Annotated in this window: 15 protein-coding genes; 10 read left to right on the top strand and 5 right to left on the bottom strand. The window is 71.3% G+C overall.

What is annotated here, in order from left to right:
• The first annotated feature begins 31 nt into the window (after positions 1-31).
• From ACFYYH_RS19915 to mshC, 4 genes are all read left to right on the top strand, one after another.
• The gene (locus tag ACFYYH_RS19915) at positions 32-718 is read left to right on the top strand and encodes a histidine phosphatase family protein (protein ID WP_388552448.1); all 687 of its coding nucleotides are present in this window, start codon (positions 32-34) and stop codon (positions 716-718) included.
• Positions 719-856: 138 nt separating this feature from the next.
• Entirely contained in the window at positions 857-1,447 is a 591-nt protein-coding gene (locus ACFYYH_RS19910) for a DUF3090 domain-containing protein (protein WP_388552445.1), read from the top strand.
• The gene (locus tag ACFYYH_RS19905) at positions 1,411-2,238 is read left to right on the top strand and encodes an SCO1664 family protein (protein ID WP_388552442.1); all 828 of its coding nucleotides are present in this window, start codon (positions 1,411-1,413) and stop codon (positions 2,236-2,238) included. Before ACFYYH_RS19910 ends, ACFYYH_RS19905 begins: the two co-directional genes overlap by 37 nt.
• A gap of 203 nt (positions 2,239-2,441) precedes the next feature.
• A complete protein-coding gene (mshC, locus tag ACFYYH_RS19900; RefSeq protein ID WP_388552439.1) occupies positions 2,442-3,671 on the top strand; it encodes a cysteine--1-D-myo-inosityl 2-amino-2-deoxy-alpha-D-glucopyranoside ligase in 1,230 nt (409 codons plus the stop codon).
• 485 nt (positions 3,672-4,156) lie between these two features.
• On the opposite strand, the gene ACFYYH_RS19895 is transcribed toward mshC, so the two are convergent.
• A complete protein-coding gene (locus tag ACFYYH_RS19895) occupies positions 4,157-5,230 on the bottom strand; it encodes a PAC2 family protein (RefSeq protein ID WP_388552437.1) in 1,074 nt (357 codons plus the stop codon).
• Positions 5,231-5,481: 251 nt separating this feature from the next.
• Here ACFYYH_RS19895 and ACFYYH_RS19890 point away from each other — a divergent pair, with 251 nt between their 5' ends.
• The 5 genes from ACFYYH_RS19890 to ACFYYH_RS19870 are packed head-to-tail and all read left to right on the top strand — an operon-like array spanning position 5,482 to position 11,266.
• The gene (locus ACFYYH_RS19890; protein WP_388552434.1) at positions 5,482-6,801 is read left to right on the top strand and encodes an enolase C-terminal domain-like protein; all 1,320 of its coding nucleotides are present in this window, start codon (positions 5,482-5,484) and stop codon (positions 6,799-6,801) included.
• On the top strand, positions 6,798-7,574 hold the full coding sequence (locus tag ACFYYH_RS19885; RefSeq protein WP_388552431.1) for an SDR family NAD(P)-dependent oxidoreductase: 777 nt from the start codon (positions 6,798-6,800) through the stop codon (positions 7,572-7,574). Before ACFYYH_RS19890 ends, ACFYYH_RS19885 begins: the two co-directional genes overlap by 4 nt.
• A 28-nt stretch (positions 7,575-7,602) precedes the next feature.
• On the top strand, positions 7,603-8,691 hold the full coding sequence (locus tag ACFYYH_RS19880; RefSeq protein ID WP_388552429.1) for a sugar ABC transporter substrate-binding protein: 1,089 nt from the start codon (positions 7,603-7,605) through the stop codon (positions 8,689-8,691).
• A gap of 2 nt (positions 8,692-8,693) precedes the next feature.
• The gene (locus tag ACFYYH_RS19875) at positions 8,694-10,241 is read left to right on the top strand and encodes a sugar ABC transporter ATP-binding protein (RefSeq protein ID WP_388552426.1); all 1,548 of its coding nucleotides are present in this window, start codon (positions 8,694-8,696) and stop codon (positions 10,239-10,241) included.
• The gene (locus tag ACFYYH_RS19870) at positions 10,238-11,266 is read left to right on the top strand and encodes an ABC transporter permease (RefSeq protein WP_388552423.1); all 1,029 of its coding nucleotides are present in this window, start codon (positions 10,238-10,240) and stop codon (positions 11,264-11,266) included. Before ACFYYH_RS19875 ends, ACFYYH_RS19870 begins: the two co-directional genes overlap by 4 nt.
• A gap of 120 nt (positions 11,267-11,386) precedes the next feature.
• Here ACFYYH_RS19870 and ACFYYH_RS19865 read toward each other — a convergent pair whose 3' ends face one another.
• From ACFYYH_RS19865 to ACFYYH_RS19850, 4 genes are all read right to left on the bottom strand, one after another.
• Positions 11,387-12,058, bottom strand: coding sequence for a FadR/GntR family transcriptional regulator (locus ACFYYH_RS19865; protein ID WP_388552420.1), 672 nt, complete (start codon positions 12,056-12,058; stop codon positions 11,387-11,389).
• 144 nt (positions 12,059-12,202) lie between these two features.
• Positions 12,203-13,813 carry an FAD-dependent oxidoreductase gene (locus ACFYYH_RS19860; RefSeq protein ID WP_388552417.1) on the bottom strand — a complete coding sequence of 537 codons (1,611 nt, stop codon included), beginning with the start codon at positions 13,811-13,813 and terminating at the stop codon, positions 12,203-12,205.
• Positions 13,814-13,893: 80 nt separating this feature from the next.
• Positions 13,894-15,459: a glycerol kinase GlpK gene (gene glpK, locus ACFYYH_RS19855; RefSeq protein WP_388552415.1), complete on the bottom strand. Its 1,566-nt coding sequence runs from the start codon at positions 15,457-15,459 to the stop codon at positions 13,894-13,896.
• A 236-nt stretch (positions 15,460-15,695) separates the two neighbouring features.
• The gene (locus tag ACFYYH_RS19850) at positions 15,696-16,460 is read right to left on the bottom strand and encodes an IclR family transcriptional regulator (protein ID WP_388552412.1); all 765 of its coding nucleotides are present in this window, start codon (positions 16,458-16,460) and stop codon (positions 15,696-15,698) included.
• A gap of 258 nt (positions 16,461-16,718) precedes the next feature.
• Here ACFYYH_RS19850 and metH point away from each other — a divergent pair, with 258 nt between their 5' ends.
• Positions 16,719-20,228: a methionine synthase gene (metH, locus tag ACFYYH_RS19845; RefSeq protein WP_388552410.1), complete on the top strand. Its 3,510-nt coding sequence runs from the start codon at positions 16,719-16,721 to the stop codon at positions 20,226-20,228.
• The last annotated feature ends 171 nt before the right edge of the window (positions 20,229-20,399 follow it).

The following is a 20,399-nucleotide window of genomic DNA, read 5'->3' as shown; positions in this document are numbered from 1 at the left end:
CGCGCGGCATACGCGGCATACCCTGACGGGCATGGCCACGTTGATCCTCGTACGTCATGGACGGTCCACCGCCAACACCGCGGGGGTGCTCGCCGGCTGGACGCCGGGGGTCGCCCTCGACGAGCGCGGCGCCGCGCAGGCCGCCGCGCTGCCGGGACGGCTGGCGGGCGTGCCGCTCGCCACCGTCGTCACCAGCCCCCTCCAGCGCTGCCGCGAGACCCTCCAGCCGCTGCTCGACGCCCGGCCGGAGCTGGAGGCGCGGACCGACGACCGGATCGGCGAGTGCCACTACGGCGACTGGTCGGGCCGCAAGCTCGCCGAGCTGGCCGACGAGCCGCTGATGACGGTCGTCCAGCAGCACCCCTCCGCCGCGGCGTTCCCCGGCGGCGAGTCGATGCGCGCCATGCGGACGCGCGCCGTGGAGGCCGTACGGGAGTGGAACGCGCGGGTCGAGGAGGAGCACGGCGAGGACGCCGTCTTCCTGATGTGCTCCCACGGGGACATCATCAAGGCGATCGTGGCGGACGCCCTGGGCATGCACCTGGATCTCTTCCAGCGGATCCATGTGGACCCGTGCTCGGTGACGACGATCCGCTACACGCGTCTGCGCCCGTTCCTGACCCGGCTCGGTGACACCGGGGACCTCGGGGGGCTGGCCCCGCGCGAGAGCACCGGCGGCGGCAGCGGGGTCGTGGGAGGCGGAGCGGGAGCACCGTGATCGCTCCGCGCAGTAGGGTGGACGCGCCGTCCGCGCGATCCGGGGGGCCGTACGCGGCCTCCGGTTCCGCCCGCTGCGATGTCCGTCCGTATCCGTCACTGTTTGTCAGTGCCGGTCGATTTCCAAGGGAGACAGGACGTGTCCCGTCAGGTGTACCTCTACGATCCGCCGGACCGCTTCGTGGCCGGCACGGTCGGGCTGCCTGGACGCCGTACGTTCTTCCTCCAGGCTTCCGCCGCGGGGCGCGTGACCAGCGTGGCCCTGGAGAAGACCCAGGTGGCCGCGCTCGCCGAGCGGATCGACGAACTGCTCGACGAGGTCGTACGCCGCACCGGGGGCAACGCCCCGGTACCGGCCATGGCGCCCCCCGACATCTCCGACTCCGCCCCGCTGGACGCCCCGGTCGAGGAGGAGTTCCGGGTCGGCACCATGGCGCTGGCCTGGGACGGTGACGAGCAGCGCATGATCGTCGAGGCGCAGGCGCTCGTCGAGCTGGACGCCGACACCGACGAGGACCTCGCCGAGGCCGAGGAGCGGCTGCTCCAGGACGAGGAGAACGGTCCCCCGATGCTCCGCGTCCGGCTCTCCGGCGCCCAGGCCAGGGCCTTCGCCAAGCGCGCCCTGGACGTGGTCAACGCCGGCCGGCCACCGTGTCCGCTGTGCAGCCTGCCGCTCGATCCGGAAGGACATGTATGCCCGCGCCAGAACGGATACCGCCGCGGAGCGTGACCGTGGTAGATCTGCTGACCAAGGGCGAACTGACCGTGCGCGGGCGGATCCGTGACGCGTCCAACGCGGTGCTGTACTGCTCCGTCTCGTACGAGGGCATGGAAGCCCACTGTGTGTACAAGCCCGTCGCGGGGGAGCGGCCCCTGTGGGACTTCCCCGACGGGACGCTGGCCCAGCGCGAGGTGGCGGCGTACGAGGTCTCCGAGGCGACCGGCTGGTCCCTGGTGCCGCCGACCGTGCTGCGGGACGGCCCGCACGGACAGGGCATGTGCCAGCTCTGGATCGAGCCGGAGGCCGAGGACGCGGCGCGGCCGCTGCTGGCCCTGGTCGAGGACGAGGAGGCGGGCGACGGCTGGAAGGCGGTCGGCCTCGCCGAGGTGGGCGAGGGGCGTACGGCGCTGCTGGTGCACGCCGACGACGAGCGGCTGCGGCGGCTCGCGGTGCTCGACGCGGTCATCAACAACGGTGACCGCAAGGGCGGTCATCTGCTGCCCGCGCCCGAGGGGCGGCTCTACGCCATCGACCACGGTGTCACCTTCCACGCCGACGACAAGCTGCGCACGCTGCTGTGGGGCTGGGCCGGTGACGCCCTGACCCCGGAGGCGCTCGATGTGCTCGCGCGTCTGGAGGACGCCCTGGCGGAGTCGGCGCCCCTCGCCACCCGGCTGGCCGAACTCATCACCCCGGCCGAGACCGAGGCCCTACGGGCCCGGGTCCGCGAACTGCGCCGCACGGGCCGTCATCCGGAGCCCTCGGGCCAGTGGCCCGCCATCCCCTGGCCTCCGGTGTAGGCGGCGGTGCGGGCGGGGGTGTAGGCAGGGGTGTAGGCGGGGGGACCGACGAGGGCAGGGGCCGGGCGGGGAGCCATCCGCGCCGGGGCGGGTACCGGCCAGACGCGACATGCACTTTCCGGCCCGGGGCGCAAGAGTGCCCAACCGGCCAGGGCCACCCATCCGGTTCGTATGCGGAACATCCACCCGGTTACGCTCATGGCATGTATGCCTGGCCCGCTTCCGAGGTCCCCGCCCTGCCTGGCAGTGGCCGCGACCTCAGGATTCACGACACCTCGACCCATGGCCGAGTCACCCTCGAGCCCGGTCCCGTCGCCCGTATCTACGTCTGCGGAATCACGCCGTACGACGCGACCCATATGGGTCACGCGGCGACCTACAACGCGTTCGACCTCGTTCAGCGCGTGTGGCTCGACACGAAGCGGCAGGTTCACTACGTCCAGAACGTGACGGATGTCGACGATCCGCTGCTGGAGCGGGCACGGCGTGACGGGGAGGACTGGGTCGGCCTCGCGGAGCGCGAGACGGCCCTCTTCCGGGAGGACATGACCGCCCTGCGGATGCTGCCGCCCCAGCACTACATCGGCGCCGTCGAGGCCATACCGGGCATCGTGCCGCTGGTGGAGCGGCTGCGTGACATGGGGGCCGCCTACGAACTGGAGGGCGACGTCTACTTCTCGGTGGCGGCCGACCCGCACTTCGGCGAGGTCTCCCGGCTCGACGGCGAGGCCATGCGGCTGCTTTCGGCCGAGCGCGGCGGCGACCCCGACCGGCCGGGCAAGAAGAACCCCCTCGACCCGATCCTCTGGCTGGCCGCCCGTCCCGGCGAGCCGAGCTGGGACGGGGGCAGCCTCGGCCGTGGCAGGCCCGGCTGGCACATCGAGTGTGTGGCCATCGCCCTCGACCATCTCGGCATGGGCTTCGACGTCCAGGGCGGCGGCAGCGATCTGGCCTTCCCGCACCATGAGATGGGCGCCTCGCACGCCCAGGCGCTGACCGGTGAGCACCCGTTCGCGCGTGCCTATGTGCACGCCGGAATGGTCGCCCTCGACGGCGAGAAGATGTCCAAGTCCAAGGGCAATCTCGTCTTCGTGTCGACGCTGCGCCGTGACGGCGTGGACCCGGCGGCGATCCGTCTCGCGCTGCTCGCGCACCACTACCGCTCCGACTGGGAGTGGACCGGCCAGGTGCTCCAGGACGCCGAGGAGCGTCTCGCGCGCTGGCGGGCGGCGGTGTCGAGACCCGACGGACCGCCCGCCGAGGCGCTCGTCGAGGAGATCCGCGAGGCACTGGCGGACGATCTGGACGCGCCCGCGGCCCTGGCGGCCGTCGACCGCTGGGCGGCGCTCCAGGAGTCCACGGGCGGTACGGACGAGGGGGCGACCGGGGTGGTGTCCCGCGCGGTCGACGCGCTGCTGGGCGTCGCGCTGTAGGGAGTCGCACGGGGGCGGGCGCGCTGGAGGACGGCACATCCGGCGGGCACTCCGGCCCCGGGCCCCGACGGGGTCCGGGGCCCCGACGAGGTCCCAGGCCCGGACGAGGTTCCAGGGCCGGACGAGGTTCCAGGGCCGGACGGGTCCCAGGGCCGGACGAGGGCCCAGGTGCCCGACGAGTCCCGGGCCAGGACGAGGGGCCCAGGTGCCCGTCGAGGCTTGGGCCCGGACGGGTCCCGGGCCCGACGGGAGCGGGGGGGGGGGGGGGGGGGGGCGCCCGCCCCCCCCCCGGGGCGCCGAGAGGGGGGCGGGGGGGGCGGGGGCGGGGGGGGGGGCGGGGGCCGGGGGGGGGGGCGGCGGGGGCGCGGTGTGGGTTGGGCCCGGGGGGGGCCCGGGCCCGGGGGGGGGGGGGGGGCCGCCCCGGGCGCCCCCCCGCTTCTCTCTGTCCTTCTCTGTCTCTCTCCGTGCTTTCGCCGGGCGGAGGCTCAGTCCTCGGAGGAATCGTCCTCGTCGTCCGGCGCCTGGTCCGGTCCCCGGGAGGGACCCTGCCCGGACCCCGGAGCCTGCCCGGAACCCGGGCCCTGCTCGGTGTCCTTGCCCGGCTCGCCGCCGCCGCGCTGCGGCCGCTGCGGCCGGCCGCGCCCGCCCGAGGCGTCCCGCAGATAGGAGGACCCCTCGCCGCTCTCGGTGGCATGGCCGCCCGGCGTCTGCCCGGGACCGCCGTCACGGCGCCGCAGATACCGTTCGAACTCGCGGGCGATGGCCTCGCCGGACGCCTCGGGAAGCTCCGCGGTGTCCCGCGCCTCCTCCAGCGACTGGACGTACTCCGCCACCTCGCTGTCCTCGGCGGCCAGTTGGTCCACACCGAGCTGCCAGGCCCGCGCGTCCTCGGCCAGTTCGCCCAGCGGGATCCGCAGACCGATCAGATCCTCCAGCCGGTTCAGCAGCGCCAGTGTCGCCTTCGGGTTGGGCGGCTGCGACACATAGTGCGGCACCGCGGCCCACAGGCTCACGGCGGGAACGCCCGCGTGGGTGCAGGCCTCCTGGAGGATGCCGACGATGCCGGTCGGTCCCTCGTACCGGGTCTCCTCCAGATCCATCGTCCTGGCCAGGTCCGTGTCCGAGGTGACCCCGCTGACCGGCACCGGCCGGGTGTGCGGGGTGTCGCCCAGCAGCGCGCCCAGGATGACCACCATCTCCACACCCAGCTCATGGGCGAAGCCCAGCAGCTCGTTGCAGAATGAGCGCCAGCGCATGGACGGCTCGATCCCGCGGACCAGCACCAGGTCACGGGGTTTCTCGCCGCCGACCCGCACCACGGAGAGCCGGGTGGTCGGCCAGGTGATCTTCCGTACGCCGCCGTCCAGGTAGACCGTGGGCCGGTTGACCTGGAAGTCGTAGTAGTCCTCGGCGTCGAGCGCCGCGAACACCTCGCCCTTCCACTCCCGGTCGAGATGCGCGACCGCTGTGGAGGCTGCGTCGCCCGCGTCGTTCCAGCCCTCGAACGCGGCCACCATGACCGGGTCGATCAGCTCGGGAACCCCCTCGAGCTCGATCACCCAGTGCCTCCTTCCGAAGTTCCCTTTCGTACGGACCAACCTTACGGCTTTCCCCGTGCCCGCCCGCAGCCCCGTGCACGCCCGGGTGAACTTCCGCGTACGGGGGCATAGGCCCGAGAGCTGACGCTTCTCCCGGAAGATTCATCCGAGCTGTCATCGTAATTTTCGTTCCGACCCTGGACTATCGAGGTTCGACGGCGCTATACATCGGATGACCACTAGAGGTCCGATGTTCTTCTCAGGGAGCGTGCATGAGTCAGACCGTCTCGGGGTTCGAGGTTCACGACATCCGTTTTCCCACCTCGGAACAGCTCGACGGCTCCGACGCCATGAACCCGGATCCCGACTACTCGGCCGCCTATGTGGTGCTGCGTACGGACAGCGGCGCGGAGGGCCATGGGTTCTGCTTCACGATCGGGCGCGGCAACGAGGTCACCGCGACCGCCATCGAGGCGCTGCGTCCGTATGTGCTCGGCAGACCGGCCCCGCACACGGCGGCCGACCTCGCCGCTCTCTACTTCGAACTGACCCATGACTCCCAGCTCCGCTGGCTCGGCCCGGAGAAGGGTGTCATGCATATGGCGGCGGGCGCCGTCGTCAACGCGGCCTGGGACCTGGCGGCCAAGGCAGCGGGCAAGCCCGTCTGGGAGTTCCTCTCGGACATGACGCCCGAGGAACTCGTCTCGCTGGTCGACTTCCGCTATCTGAGCGACGCCCTCACCCCGGACGAGGCGCTGGCCATCCTGCGCGCCGCCGAGCCGGGCCGGGCGGAGCGGGCGGCCCGGCTGCGCGCCGAGGGCTACCCCGCGTACACCACCTCGCCCGGCTGGCTCGGCTACTCCGACAGCAAGCTCGTCACGCTCGCCAAGCAGGCCGTCGCCGACGGGTTCGAGCAGATCAAGCTGAAGGTCGGCGGCGATCTGGAGGACGACATCCGGCGGATGAAACTGGCCCGCGCCGCCGTCGGGCCCGACATCCGGATCGCTGTCGACGCCAACCAGCGCTGGGACGTCGCCGAGGCGGTGCGCTGGATGTCGGCCCTCGCGCCGTACGAACCGCACTGGATCGAGGAGCCGACCAGCCCCGACGACATCCTCGGCCACGCCGCCGTGCGCGCCGGCCAGCCGGTCAAGGTGGCCACCGGTGAACATGTCGCCAACCGCGTGATGTTCAAGCAGCTTCTCCAGGCCGAGGCCGTCGACTACGTTCAGATCGACGCGGCCCGGGTCGCCGGCGTCAACGAGAACGTGGCGATCCTGCTGCTCGCCGCCAAGTACGGCCGGCCCGTCTGCCCGCACGCGGGCGGGGTCGGACTCTGCGAACTCGTGCAGCATCTCTCGATGTTCGACTACGTCGCCGTCTCCGGGAGCTGGGAGGACCGGGTCATCGAGTACGTCGACCATCTCCACGAGCACTTCGCCGACCCCGTGGTGATCACCGCGGGACGGTACGCCACGCCGGGCGCACCGGGCTTCTCCGCCCGGATGCTCCCCCAGTCGATCGCCGCGCACAGCTATCCGGAAGGGCCCGTCTGGCAGGCCCGCCGCACCGCCGAGGAGAGCAACCGATGACGGACCCACGGGACTTCGAGGGGCTCGGCGCCCTGGTCACGGGCGGTGCCTCCGGCATCGGCGCGGCCATCGCCACGCTGCTGCTGGAGCGCGGCGCCCAGGTCGCCGTACTGGACCGTGACTGCGCGGGCGCGCCCAAGGGGACGCTGGCGCTCACGGCGGACGTCACCGACGACGCGGCGGTACGGGTCGCGGTGGACACCGCGGCCGCGGAGTTCGGCGGGCTGCACACGGTGGTCTCCAACGCGGGTCTCGGCGCCGTCGGAACGGTCGCGGACAACCCCGACGACGAGTGGCGGCGGGTCCTGGACATCAATGTCCTCGGCATGGTCCGCACCGCCCGCCACGCCCTGCCGCATCTGCGCCGCTCGGCCCCCGAACGGCCCGGCGCCGTCTCGATCACCCAGACCTGCTCCATCGCCGCCACCGCGGGACTGCCCCAGCGCGCGCTCTACAGCGCCAGCAAGGGCGCCGTCCTGTCGCTGACCCTGGCCATGGCGGCCGACCATGTCCGCGAGGGCATCCGGGTCAACTGCGTCAACCCCGGTACCGCGGACACCCCCTGGGTCGGCAGGCTGCTCGACCAGGCCGCGGACCCCGAGGCCGAACGCGCCGCCCTCGAAGCCCGCCAGCCCACGGGACGGCTGGTCGCCGCGGCCGAGGTCGCCGCCGCCGTCGCCTATCTCGCCAGCCCCGCCGCGGCGGCCGTCACGGGGACGGCGCTCGCGGTCGACGGCGGAATGCAGGGACTGCGCCTGCGCCCCGTCAACTGAGCCGCACTTCACCAACAGGATGGACATCATGCAGCGACACAGCACGGGACGCTCCGCTTCGCACAGAATTCCCCTGGGGCGGCTCCGCACCACGGGCGCCTCGGCCTGCGCCGTACTCCTGGCCGTCGCGGCCCTGGCCGGCTGCAACCGTGAACAGGGCAGCGACGCCGCGGGCGGTGGCAAGGTCGGTATCGACCTGCCGCGCAGCGACAGCGACTTCTGGAACTCGTACCAGCAGTACATCGAGAAGGGCGTCGACGCCGGTGAGGTCGACGCGCTCTCCCTGACCAACTCGCAGAACGACATCGGCAAGCTCGTCTCCAATGTCCAGGTCTTCACCGACCAGGGCGCCAAGGCCGTCATCATGGCGCCGCAGGACACCGGCGCGATAGCCGAGACGCTCCAGACGCTGAGCGACAAGAAGATCCCCGTCATCAGCGTGGACACCCGCCCGGACAAGGGCGACGTCTACATGGTCGTACGGGCCGACAACCGCGCGTACGGCGAGAAGGCCTGCCAGTACCTGGGCGAACAGCTCAAGGGCAAGGGCAAGGTCGTCGAGTTCCAGGGCGACCTCTCCTCCATCAACGGCCGTGACCGCTCGGAGGCGTTCAAGTCCTGTATGGACGAGAAGTTCCCCGGTATCCGGGTCTTCGAGCTGGCCACCGAGTGGAAGGGTGACGTCGCCTCGGCCAAGCTCCAGTCGACCCTGGCCGCCCACCCCGACATCAACGGCATCTACATGCAGGCCGGCGGTGTCTTCCTCCAGCCCACACTGGCCCTGCTGGAGCAGAAGAAGCTGCTCAAGGCGCCCGGCACACCGGGGCACATCACGATCATCTCCAACGACGGCATCCCCGAGGAACTGGACGCCATCCGGGAGGGGAAGATCGACGCCACGGTCTCCCAGCCGGCCGACCTGTACGCCAACTACGCGCTGTACTGGGCCAAGCAGGCGCTCGCCGGGGTGACCCCCAAGGAGGGGCCGACCGACCACGACTCCACGATCATCAAGATTCCCAACGGCTTCGAGGACCAGCTCCCCGCGCCGCTGGTCACCAAGGAGAACGTGGACGACCCGAAGCTGTGGGCGAACCAGCTGGAGAAGAAGAGCTAGCGATGGACTCCTTGCGGCAGGAAGCGCCCGCTGCGGTACACGCGGAGGGCATCGTCAAGCGCTTCGGTCCCACCGTGGCGCTCGACGGGGTCCGGCTCACCGTGCGGCCCGGCGAGTCCCACGCCCTCGTGGGACGCAACGGCGCGGGCAAGTCCACCCTGGTGAGTGTGATCACCGGGCTGCACAGGCCGGACGCGGGCGAGGTGAGCTTCGGCGGGGAGCCCGCGCCCGCCTTCGGCGACACCACGGCCTGGCAGTCCAAGGTCGCCTGTGTGTACCAGAAGTCGATGGTCGTCCCCGATCTGACCGTCGCCGAGAATCTGTTCCTCAACCACTACGGTCTGGACCGGACCGGCGCCGGACCCGGCGGCCGGTTCATCAGCTGGCGCGGACTGCGGGCGCGGGCCCGCGATCTGCTCGCGGAGTACGGGGTCGATGTCGACCCGAACGCCCGCGCCAAGGACCTCCCGGTCGAGCAGCGGCAGTTCGTCGAGATCGCGCGGGCGCTGTCCTTCGGCGCCCGGCTGATCATTCTCGACGAGCCCACGGCGCAGCTCGACGCCCGGGGCATCCAGCGGCTCTTCGACAAACTCCGCGAACTGCGGGAACAGGGAGTGGCGTTCCTCTTCATCTCCCACCATCTCCAGGAGGTGTACGAACTGTGCACCGCCGTCACCGTCTACCGCGACGCCCGCCATGTGCTGACCGCACCGGTGGCGGAGCTGTCGAAGACGGATCTGGTGTCGGCGATGACGGGGGAGTCGGCGGGCACGGCCGTCGCCTGGCACGCCGCGCACGCGAGCGCGCCGGACGCCGGGGCCGCGCCCGTACTGGAGACCGAGGGGCTCGCCCTGGAGGGCGAGTTCGAGCCGCTCGATCTCACCGTGCGGCCGGGTGAGGTGCTCGGTCTGGCCGGGGCCGCGGCCAGCGGCAACACGGCGCTCGGCGAGACGCTGGTGGGGATGCGGGCGGCGACCTCGGGCCGGATCGCCGTGCGCGGCCGGACGGTCAGGCCCGGCAGCGTCCCGGACGCCCTGGACGCGGGGATCGGCTACATCCCGGAGGACCGGCACCGTCAGGGGCTCGTCCTGGACCGCAGCGTCGCCGAGAACGCCACGCTCACGGTCACCGACCAGCTCGGCCCGTGGGGGACCGTACTGCCCTCGCGTACCCGGGAGTTCGCCCGGGGAATGATCGAGTCGCTGGACATCAAGACCCAGGGCCCGGAACAGCCCGTCTCGGGGCTGTCCGGCGGTAATCAGCAGAAGGTCGTCGTCGCCCGCGCCCTGGCGCGCGGCCCGAGCGCGCTGGTCGCCCTGCGGCCCACCGCCGGTGTCGATGTGAAGTCGAAGGACTCGCTGCTCGGCGTGGTGCGCCGGGTGGCGGACGAGGGCAGCGCGGCCGTGATCATCTCGGACGAGCTGGACGATCTGCGGGTGTGCGACCGGGTGCTCGCCCTGTTCCACGGGCGGGTGGTGGCGTCGTTCGACAGCGGGTGGACCGACCGGGAACTGGTCGCCGCCATGGAAGGTGTGGGAGAGCGGGAATGACGGAGACCATACGACCCCCGGTCGCGGAGAAGACCGGGACCGCGAGTCCGGGCGGCCGGCTCCGGCTCATCCGGTGGAGCGACTTCTCGCTGGTGCCGGTGATCCTGGTGCTGATGGTGATCGGCTTCATCGTCTCGCCGGTCTTTCTCACCTCCAGCAATCTGATCAGCGTCGTCCAGCAGTCCTCGGAGCTGAGCCTGCTGGTCCTCGGCCAGGCGCTGATCCTGATCGCCGGCCGGATGGACCTGTCGCTGGAGTCGACGATCGGTATCGCGCCGGTCGTCGCCATGTGGCTGGTGCTGCCCTCGGAGGGCGGCCGGTTCGCCGGGCTCGATCTGCTGCCGGTCTGGATGGCCATCCCGGCCTGTCTGCTGGTCGGCATGGCCATCGGGGCGATCAACGGCTTCCTGATGCTCAAGCTGCGGGTGAACGGCTTCATCGCCACCCTCGGCATGCTCACCATGCTGCGCGGCCTCCACATCGGCATCACCGAGGGCAAGTCGATCACCGATGTCCCGGAGTCCTTCCGGTACCTGGGCAAGACCGACTGGCTGGGCGCCCCGGCGGCCGTCTGGATCTGTCTGGCGCTCTTCGCGATCGGCGGCGCGGCACTCGCCTGGCTGCGGCACGGACGGTCGCTGTACGCCATCGGCGGCAACCCGGAGGCGGCCCGCGCGGCCGGTATCCGGGTGGACCGGGTCACCTGGATCGTGCTGGCCATCGGCGGGCTGCTCGCGGCCTTCGCGGGCATCCTCTACACCGGCCACTACGGGTCCGTCGCGGCCACCCAGGGCAACGGCTGGATCTTCCAGGTGTTCGCCGCGGCCGTCATCGGCGGTATCAGCCTCAAGGGCGGGCGCGGCACGCTCTTCGGCGCGCTGACCGGTGTGCTGACCCTTCAGCTCGTGGTCAATGTGATGACGCTCGGGGGTGTGCCCGCGCTCTGGAACCAGTTCCTCAACGGCGCGATCATCATCGTCGCGCTGGTCATCTCCCGCTTCGCGAGCGGCGAGAAGCAGGACTGACGGCGGGCGCCGCCGGCCCGCGCCACCCGCGCGGGCCGCGCGGCGCCGTCACCGGCGCCCGCGACTGCGCCGCGCGGCGGGGCGTCCCGCGGGGCCGGGCGTCCCGCGGGGCCGGGCGCGTCACAGCGTCGAGCGCAGCCACATCTCGACGCTCGCGATATGCACGGTCGCCCAGGACCGGGCCGCTTCCGCGTCCCGGTCCCTGAGCGCGTCCAGGATCGCCCGGTGCTCGTGGAGGGTACGGCTGACGGCGTCCTCCTGGGTCAGCCCGCGCCAGATCCTCGCCCGGGTGGTGGGCCCCGAGAGCCCGTCCAGCAGCGAGCAGAGCACCGAGTTGCCCGACGACTGCACGATTCCTCGGTGGAACTCCAGATCGGCCGCGACGAGCTGCTCCACCGAGGGCCACTCCCCGAGCGCGTTCAACTGGGCGTCCAGCACGTCCAGTTCGGCTTCCGTTATCCGCGCGCTCGCCATGGCCGTGGCGGCCGGCTCCAGGATGCGGCGTACGGCGAGGAACTCCAGCACCGTGTCGTCCCGGTGGAAGTCCACCACGAAGCTGAGGGCCTCCAGCAGCAGTTGGGGATCGAGGCTGGTGACATACGTGCCGTCGCCCTGCCGTACGTCGAGGATCCGGATGAGCGACAGCGCGCGCACCGCCTCGCGCAGCGAGTTGCGCGACAGCCCCAGATCGGCGGCGAGTTCGCTCTCCTTCGGGAGGCGGTCTCCCGGGCGCAGCGCACCGGAGACGATCATCCCCTTGATCTTCTCGATGGCCTCGTCGGTGACTGCCATGGCGACCTCCATACATCCGATGTATCGGCTCCCATTATGCGTCGAGGACGCGCGAAGAGGGGCGCTCCGGGACAAGGAGCGCCCCTCTGTTCGTACATACGTCCCCTCGGGCCGGGTCGGACGTCTGTGCCCGTGGCGCCGGGCTCAGTCCCGCTTGGCGAGCAGCTCCTCGACCCGGGTGCGGATGTCCTCGGTGTCCAGACCGCGGATCGTCAGGGTCGTACGGCGGCGCAGCACGTCGTCCGCTGTCTCGGCCCACTCGTGGTCCCGGGCGTGGACGACCTGGGCCCAGATCTCCGGCGCGTCCGGATGGATCCGCTCGCCCAGCTCCGGGCGCTCGTTCGCCAGCCGGACGATGTCGAAGGCGAGCGAGCCGTAGTGGGTGGCGAGATGGCGGGCGGTGTCCGGCGCCATGGAGGGGCCCGTACCGCCGCCGTCGACGAGCAGCCGGTGGGTCACCGCGTTCGGGCTGGCGATGCCCGGCAGGGGCAGTTTCTTCGGCAGGGCCGCGAGCGGTTCCATGCCCTGGCCGAGCGGATGCCCCGGCAGCGACTCCAGCTTGGCCAGCACCGTACGGCCGATGTGCCGGAAGGTCGTCCACTTGCCGCCGGCCACCGACAGCATGCCGCCGCGGCCCTCGGTCACGACCGTCTCGCGCCTGGCCCGGGAGGTGTCCCCGGGGCCGCCGGGCAGCACCCGCAGCCCCGCGAAGGAGTAGGTGATCAGATCAGGGGAGAGCTGCTGGTCGCGGACCGAGAGCGCGGCCTCGTCCAGGATCTGGCGGACGTCCTTCTCGTTGACCCCGACCGCGCCGGGATCGCCCTCGTACGCCTCGTCCGTCGTACCGAGCAGCAGCATGTCCTCCCAGGGGAGGGCGAAGGTGATCCGGTACTTGTCGATGGGCGTGGCGAGCGCGGCCCTCCAGGGCGCGGTGCGCCGCAGGACGAGATGCGCGCCCTTGGAGAGCCGGATGGACGGGGCCGCCCGCGGGTCCTCCATCCGGCGCAGATGGTCGACCCAGGGGCCGGTGGCGTTGAGGACCAGCCGCGCGTCGACGCCGAACTCCGTACCGTCCGTACGGTCCCGCAGCTCCGCGCCCGTCACCCGGTCCCCGGTGAAGCGCAGCCCGGTGACCTCCGCGTGGTTGAGCACGGTGGCCCCGGACTCGACCGCCGCGCGGACCGTCATCAGCGCCATCCGCGCGTCGTTCATCTGGTCGTCGCCGTACACGGCCACGGCCTTGAGCCCGTCCGTACGCAGCTCGGGCACCGCCCGGCGGGCCTTGGCGGGGCTGATCACATGGCCGACGCCGTCGCCGAAGGCGGAGAGCGCGGAATAGGCGAAGACGCCCGCGCCGAGCTTGGCGGCGCCGTGCGGCCCGCCTCGGTAGACCGGCAGATAGAAGGTGAGCGGACGGGCGAGATGCGGTGCCACGTCGCGGGAGAGCGCGCGCCGCTCGAAGTGGTTCTCCGCCACCAGCCGCACGGCGCCGGTCTGGAGATAGCGCAGACCGCCGTGGAGCAGCTTGGAGGAGGCGGAGGAGGTGGCGCCGGCGAAGTCGCCGCCGTCCACCAGGGCCACCCGCAGTCCCGACTGGGAGGCGTGCCAGGCGGTGGATATGCCGAGAATGCCGCCGCCTATCACCAGGAGGTCGTACGCCGCCCTGGACAGGGTGTCCCGGGTCTGCGCCCGGCTCGGCAGGGAACCGCCCGCCGGATGGGTGCCCAGGGCGGGGACATGCTGCGGGTCGCTCATTCGTTGCTCCAGTCCTTTTCCGACGGCCGCACGGGCGCGCTGCTCGTCCGGCCCGTGCGGCCGTCCTCGGCGGCCGGCGCTCAGCCGTTGCTGGTGTTGCTGGTGTCGCTGTTGTCGAGCCAGCCCATGGTGCGGTCGACGGCCTTGAGCCAGTTCCGGTACTCGCGGTCGCGGGTCGCGCTGTCCATCCGCGGGGTCCACTCGGCGGCCCGGCGCCAGTTGGCGCGCAGCGCGTCGGTGTCCGGCCAGAAGCCCACGGCCAGCCCCGCGGCGTAGGCGGCGCCGAGACAGGTGGTCTCCGCGACCAACGGACGCACCACCGGGGCGTCCAGTACGTCGGAGAGCGTCTGCATCAGCAGATTGTTGGCGGTCATCCCGCCGTCGACCTTCAGCGAGGCCAGTTCCACCCCGGAGTCCTTGGCCATGGCGTCGCTGATCTCGCGGGTCTGCCAGGCCGTGGCCTCCAGGACCGCGCGGGCGATGTGCGCCTTGGTGACATAGCCGGTCAGTCCGGCGATCACACCGCGCGCGTCGGAGCGCCAGTGCGGTGCGAAGAGCCCCGAGAAGGCGGGGACGAAGTACGCGCCGCCGTTGTCGTCGACCGAGGACGCCAGGGTCTCGATCTCCGCCGCCGACTTGATCAGCCCCATCTGGTCGCGCATCCACTGCACCAGCGACCCGGTGACGGCGATGGCGCCCTCCAGCGCGTACACCGCGGGCTCGTCACCGATGCGGTAGCCGACGGTCGTCAGCAGACCGCTGTAGGAGTTCACCGGCTTCCCTGCGGTGTTCATCAGCATGAAGGTGCCGGTGCCGTAGGTCGACTTGGCCTCCCCCTCGGCGAAACAGGTCTGGCCGAAGAGCGCCGCCTGCTGGTCACCGAGCGCGGAGGCGACCGGGACGCCGTCCAGGACCCCGCCCTTGGCCGTGCCGTACACCTCGGACGAGGAGCGGATCTTCGGCAGGACCGCGGCCGGCACCCCCATCGAGGCGAGGATCTTGGGATCCCACTCCAGCGTGCGGAGGTTCATCAGCATCGTGCGCGAGGCGTTGGTGACGTCCGTGACATGGGTGCCGCCGTGGACCCCGCCGGTCAGATTCCAGATGACCCAGGAGTCCATGGTGCCGAAGTGGATCTCGCCGCGCTCCGCCCGCTCGCGCAGTCCCTCGACGTTGTCCAGCAGCCAGCGCGCCTTCGGACCGGCGAAATAGCTGGAGAGCGGCAGGCCCGTCTCACGGCGGAACCGGTCCTGGCCGACATTGCGCCCCAGCTCACGGCAGAGCGCGTCGGTGCGGGTGTCCTGCCAGACGATGGCGTTGTGGACGGGCCGGCCGGTGTTCCTGTCCCAGAGCACGGTGGTCTCACGCTGGTTGGTGATACCGATCGCCTTCACATCGGCGGAGGTGATGCCCGCCTTCTCGATCGCGCGCGCCACGACCTCCTGGACATTGGTCCAGATCTCGGTCGCGTCGTGCTCCACCCACCCCGGCCTCGGGAAGATCTGCTCGTGCTCCTTCTGGTCGACGGCGACGATGCGGCCGTCCCGGTCGAAGACGATGCAGCGGCTCGATGTGGTGCCCTGGTCGATGGCCGCGATGAACGGCCCGGTGCCGCGGGAGGTGCCGGTGGTGGTCGCGTCGCTCACGGTGTCTGCTCCTGCTCGTCTGCGAAGGGAGAGGGTGCCCGCGTGGAGCCCCAGGAGGTGGGGTACCCGCCGCCGTCCGGTGCGCCCGTCCCGTATGGCGCAGTCACACCCTAACGCTTCACTCCGACAGCCGTTCGGCAATGCCGACCGGCAGACGGCGAAAAGCCCCCGAGGCAACGTCCCGGGACGGGGGCGGCAGCCGGAACCCGCTCCTCACCGATGATCCGCCCTCCGGTTCAGAACCGCCCGGCGCCGATCTCCCTGGAGACCGCGCGGGCACACGCGCGGACCGCCGCGACCAGCTCCGACCGCACCTCACCCGTGGGACAGAGGCGTTCCACCGCGCCGGTGACGGCGATCGCGCCGACCGGCATCCGCCGCCGGTCGTGGACGGGCGCCGCCACCGCGGCCACGCCCTCCCAGGTCTCCTCGACGTCCGCGGCCCAGCCGCGCGCCCTGGTCAGCTCCAGCACCGCCGCGAACTCCGCCGCGGCGGTGACCGTCCGCGCGGTGAGGGCCGGGCGCTCGTTCCCGACCGCCTCGGCGCGCGCCACCGGGTCGTACGCGGAGAGCACCTTGCCCAGCGCGGTGGAGTGCAGCGGCTGCATGGCGCCGACCTCCAGCACCTGCCGGCTGTCGTCCGGGCGGAAGACATGGTGGACGATCAGCACGCCCCGCTGGTGCACGACCCCGAGATGCACGCTCTCCCCGCTGGACCGGGCCAGATCGTCCGTCCAGACCAGCGCGCGGGCCCGCAGCTCGTGGATGTCCAGATAGCTGTTCCCGAGCCGCAGCAGTTCGGCCCCGAGCTGATAGCGGCCGGACGCGGGGTCCTGCTCGACGAAGCCCTCCGCCTGGAGGGTGCGCAGGATGCCGTGGGCCGTGCCCTTGGCCAGACCGGCCGCCGCGGCGATCTCGGACAGACCGAGCCGGCGCTCGCCGCCCGCGAGCAGCCGCAGCATCGCCGCCGCCCGCTCCAGCGACTGGATGTTCTTCGCCATCGGAACCGGACCTCCACGACCGTCGACCATGCTGAACACTATCGGGCACTGCCGACCGCGTACCGTCCGCGGGAAGGCCTGTCCCCGCCGGAGCCAGGGCCCCGTTCGGCCGCGCGTCCGGATCCTTCCGTGCACAGGATGCCGTCCGGCCGCTGGGATGCCACACCGCGAAGGGGCCCGCCCGGCTACGCTGGCCGGGTGCGCCCTCCGATCAGGGGGCGCAAAGCCGACAGCCGTCGCATCCCAGGGAGTACTTTCATGGCCTCGTCGCCGACCCCCTCCACCGACAGCCGGACCCGTATCGAAGCCCTCCGCGAGGCACTCGCCACCCGGGTGGTGGTCGCCGACGGCGCGATGGGCACGATGCTCCAGGCACAGGATCCGACGATGGAGGACTTCCAGGACCTGGAAGGCTGCAACGAGATCCTGAACGTGACACGCCCGGACATCGTCCGGTCCGTCCACCAGGAGTACTTCGCGGTCGGTGTGGACTGCGTCGAGACCAACACCTTCGGTACGAACTACGCGGCGCTCGCGGAGTACGACATTCCCGAGCGGGTCTTCGAGCTGGCCGAGGCCGGCGCGAGGATCGCCCGTGAGGTCGCGGACGAGTTCACCGTGTCCACCGGGCAGCAGCGCTGGGTGCTGGGCTCCATGGGCCCCGGGACGAAGCTCCCCACGCTGGGGCATGTCCCGTATCTCACCCTGCGCGACGCCTACCAGCGGAACGCGGAGGGCATGATCGCGGGCGGCGCCGACGCGCTGCTGGTGGAGACCACACAGGACCTGCTCCAGACGAAGGCCGCCGTCCTCGGTGCCCGCCGCGCGCTGGCGGCCACGGGCACGAACCTCCCGGTCATCTGCTCCGTGACGGTCGAGACGACCGGCACGATGCTGCTCGGCTCGGAGATCGGCGCCGCGCTGACCGCGCTGGAGCCGCTGGGCATCGACATGATCGGCCTGAACTGCGCCACCGGTCCCGCCGAGATGAGCGAGCACCTGCGCTATCTGGCCCGCCACTCCCGTATCCCGCTCTCCTGCATGCCCAACGCCGGTCTGCCCGTCCTCGGCAAGGACGGGGCGCACTACCCGCTGTCCGCCGGTGAGCTGGCCGACGCCCAGGAGACCTTCGTCCGCGAGTACGGCCTGTCGCTGGTGGGCGGATGCTGCGGTACGACGCCGGAGCATCTGCGCCAGGTGGTCGAGCGCGTACGCGGCAAGGAGCTGACGGAGCGTGAGCCGCGTCCCGAGCCCGGCGCCGCGTCCCTCTACCAGACCGTGCCGTTCCGCCAGGACGCGTCGTACCTCGCGATCGGTGAGCGGACCAACGCCAACGGCTCCAAGAAGTTCCGTGAGGCCATGCTGGACGGCCGCTGGGACGACTGTGTGGAGATGGCCCGCGACCAGATCCGCGAGGGCGCCCATCTGCTGGACCTGTGCGTGGACTACGTCGGCCGCGACGGTGTCGCCGACATGGCCGAGCTGGCGGGCCGCTTCGCCACCGCCTCCACCCTGCCGATCGTGCTGGACTCGACCGAGCTGAACGTGATCGAGGCCGGGCTGGAGAAGCTCGGCGGCCGCGCGGTGATCAACTCGGTGAACTACGAGGACGGGGACGGCCCCGAGTCGCGCTTCGCCAAGGTGACCGCGCTGGCGGTGGAGCACGGCGCGGCGCTGATCGCGCTGACCATCGACGAGGAGGGCCAGGCCCGTACCGTCGAGCACAAGATCGCCATCGCCGAACGGCTGATCACCGACCTGACCACCAACTGGGGCGTCCATGAGTCGGACATCCTCATCGACTGCCTCACCTTCACCATCTGCACCGGGCAGGAGGAGTCCCGGGGCGACGGCATCGCCACCATCGAGGCGATCCGCGAGCTCAAGCGCCTCCACCCCGACGTCCAGACCACCCTGGGACTCTCGAACATCTCCTTCGGTCTGAACCCGGCCGCCCGTGTCGTCCTCAACTCCGTCTTCCTGGACGAGTGTGTGAAGGCCGGCCTGGACTCGGCGATCGTGCACGCCTCGAAGATCCTTCCGATCGCCCGGCTGGAGGAGGAGCAGGTCGAGGTCGCACGCGATCTGATCTACGACCGCCGTGCCGAGGGCTACGACCCGCTCCAGAAGCTGATGGAGCTGTTCGAGGGCGTCAACACCAAGTCGATGAAGGCCGGCCGTGCCGAGGAACTCCTCGCCCTGCCGCTGGAGGAGCGGCTGCGGCGCCGGATCATCGACGGCGAGAAGAACGGCCTGGACACGGACCTGGCCGAGGCCCTGGAGACCCGGCCGGCCCTGGACATCGTCAACGACACGCTGCTGGAGGGCATGAAGGTCGTCGGTGAGCTGTTCGGCTCCGGCCAGATGCAGCTTCCGTTCGTGCTCCAGTCCGCCGAGGTGATGAAGACCGCGGTGGCCTATCTGGAGCCGCACATGGAGAAGACCGACGACGACGGCAAGGGCACGATCGTGCTGGCCACCGTCCGCGGGGACGTCCATGACATCGGCAAGAACCTGGTCGACATCATCCTCTCCAACAACGGCTACAACGTGGTGAATCTGGGCATCAAGCAGCCCGTCTCCGCGATCCTGGAGGCCGCCGAGGAACACAAGGCGGATGTGATCGGCATGTCCGGTCTGCTGGTGAAGTCGACCGTGATCATGAAGGAGAACCTGGAGGAGCTGAACCAGCGCAGGATGGCGGCCGACTACCCCGTCATCCTCGGCGGCGCGGCGCTGACCCGTGCCTATGTCGAGCAGGACCTCCACGAGATCTACGAGGGCGAGGTCCGGTACGCCCGGGACGCGTTCGAGGGTCTGCGGCTGATGGACGCGCTGATCGCGGTCAAGCGCGGTGTGCCCGGCGCCGTACTCCCCGAGCTGAAGCAGCGCCGGGTCAGGGCCGGCGCCACCGCCGTGGTGGAGGAGCGTCCCGAGCAGGGCGCGGTCCGCTCCGATGTCGCCGTCGACAACCCCGTCCCCGCACCGCCGTTCTGGGGCACGCGCGTGGTCAAGGGCATCCAGCTCAAGGAGTACGCCTCCTGGCTGGACGAGGGCGCCCTCTTCAAGGGCCAGTGGGGCCTCAAGGAGGCCCGCAAGGGCGGTCCCAGCTACGAGGAGCTGGTCGAGAGCGAGGGCCGGCCCCATCTGCGCGGCTGGCTGGACCAGATGCACACCCAGAACCTGCTGGAGGCGGCCGTCGTCTACGGCTACTTCCCGTGTGTCTCCAAGGGCGACGACCTGATCGTCCTCAACGACGACGGCTCCGAGCGCACCCGCTTCACCTTCCCGCGCCAGCGCCGAGGCCGCCGGCTCTGCCTGGCGGACTTCTTCCGCCCCGAGGAGTCCGGCGAGCGGGACGTGGTCGGCTTTCAGGTCGTCACCGTCGGCTCGAAGATCGGTGAGCGGACCGCCGAGCTGTTCGAGTCCAACGCCTACCGCGACTACCTCGAACTGCACGGGCTCTCCGTCCAGCTCGCCGAGGCGCTCGCCGAGTACTGGCACGCGCGGGTCCGGGCCGAACTGGGCTTCGCCGGTGAGGACCCGGCCGATGTCGAGGACATGTTCGCCCTGAAGTACCGGGGTGCCCGGTTCTCGCTGGGCTACGGCGCCTGCCCCGACCTGGAGGACCGCGCGAAGATCGCCGCGCTGCTGGAGCCCGAGCGGATCGGTGTCCAGCTCTCGGAGGAGTTCCAGCTCCACCCCGAGCAGTCCACCGACGCCATCCTCATCCACCACCCCGAGGCCAAGTACTTCAACGCACGCTGACCCGGTGACGCGGCGCAGCCGCTCCCGGCACCCCCGGGGAGTGGTCCGCCGGAATCCGTTCGGCGCGGAAGACGGACGAGTCGTACACTGGTCGGTCCAGCGCAGGCCGGTCGCCTGTCCCTGGGGGGAAACCCCGCGGGACAGGTGACCGGCCTTCTCGTCCCTCATGGA

It is taken from the genome of Streptomyces sp. NPDC002018, from assembly GCF_042890865.1.
Taxonomy (GTDB): Bacteria; Actinomycetota; Actinomycetes; order Streptomycetales; family Streptomycetaceae; genus Streptomyces.
This window is presented reverse-complemented; position numbering and strand designations above follow the sequence as displayed.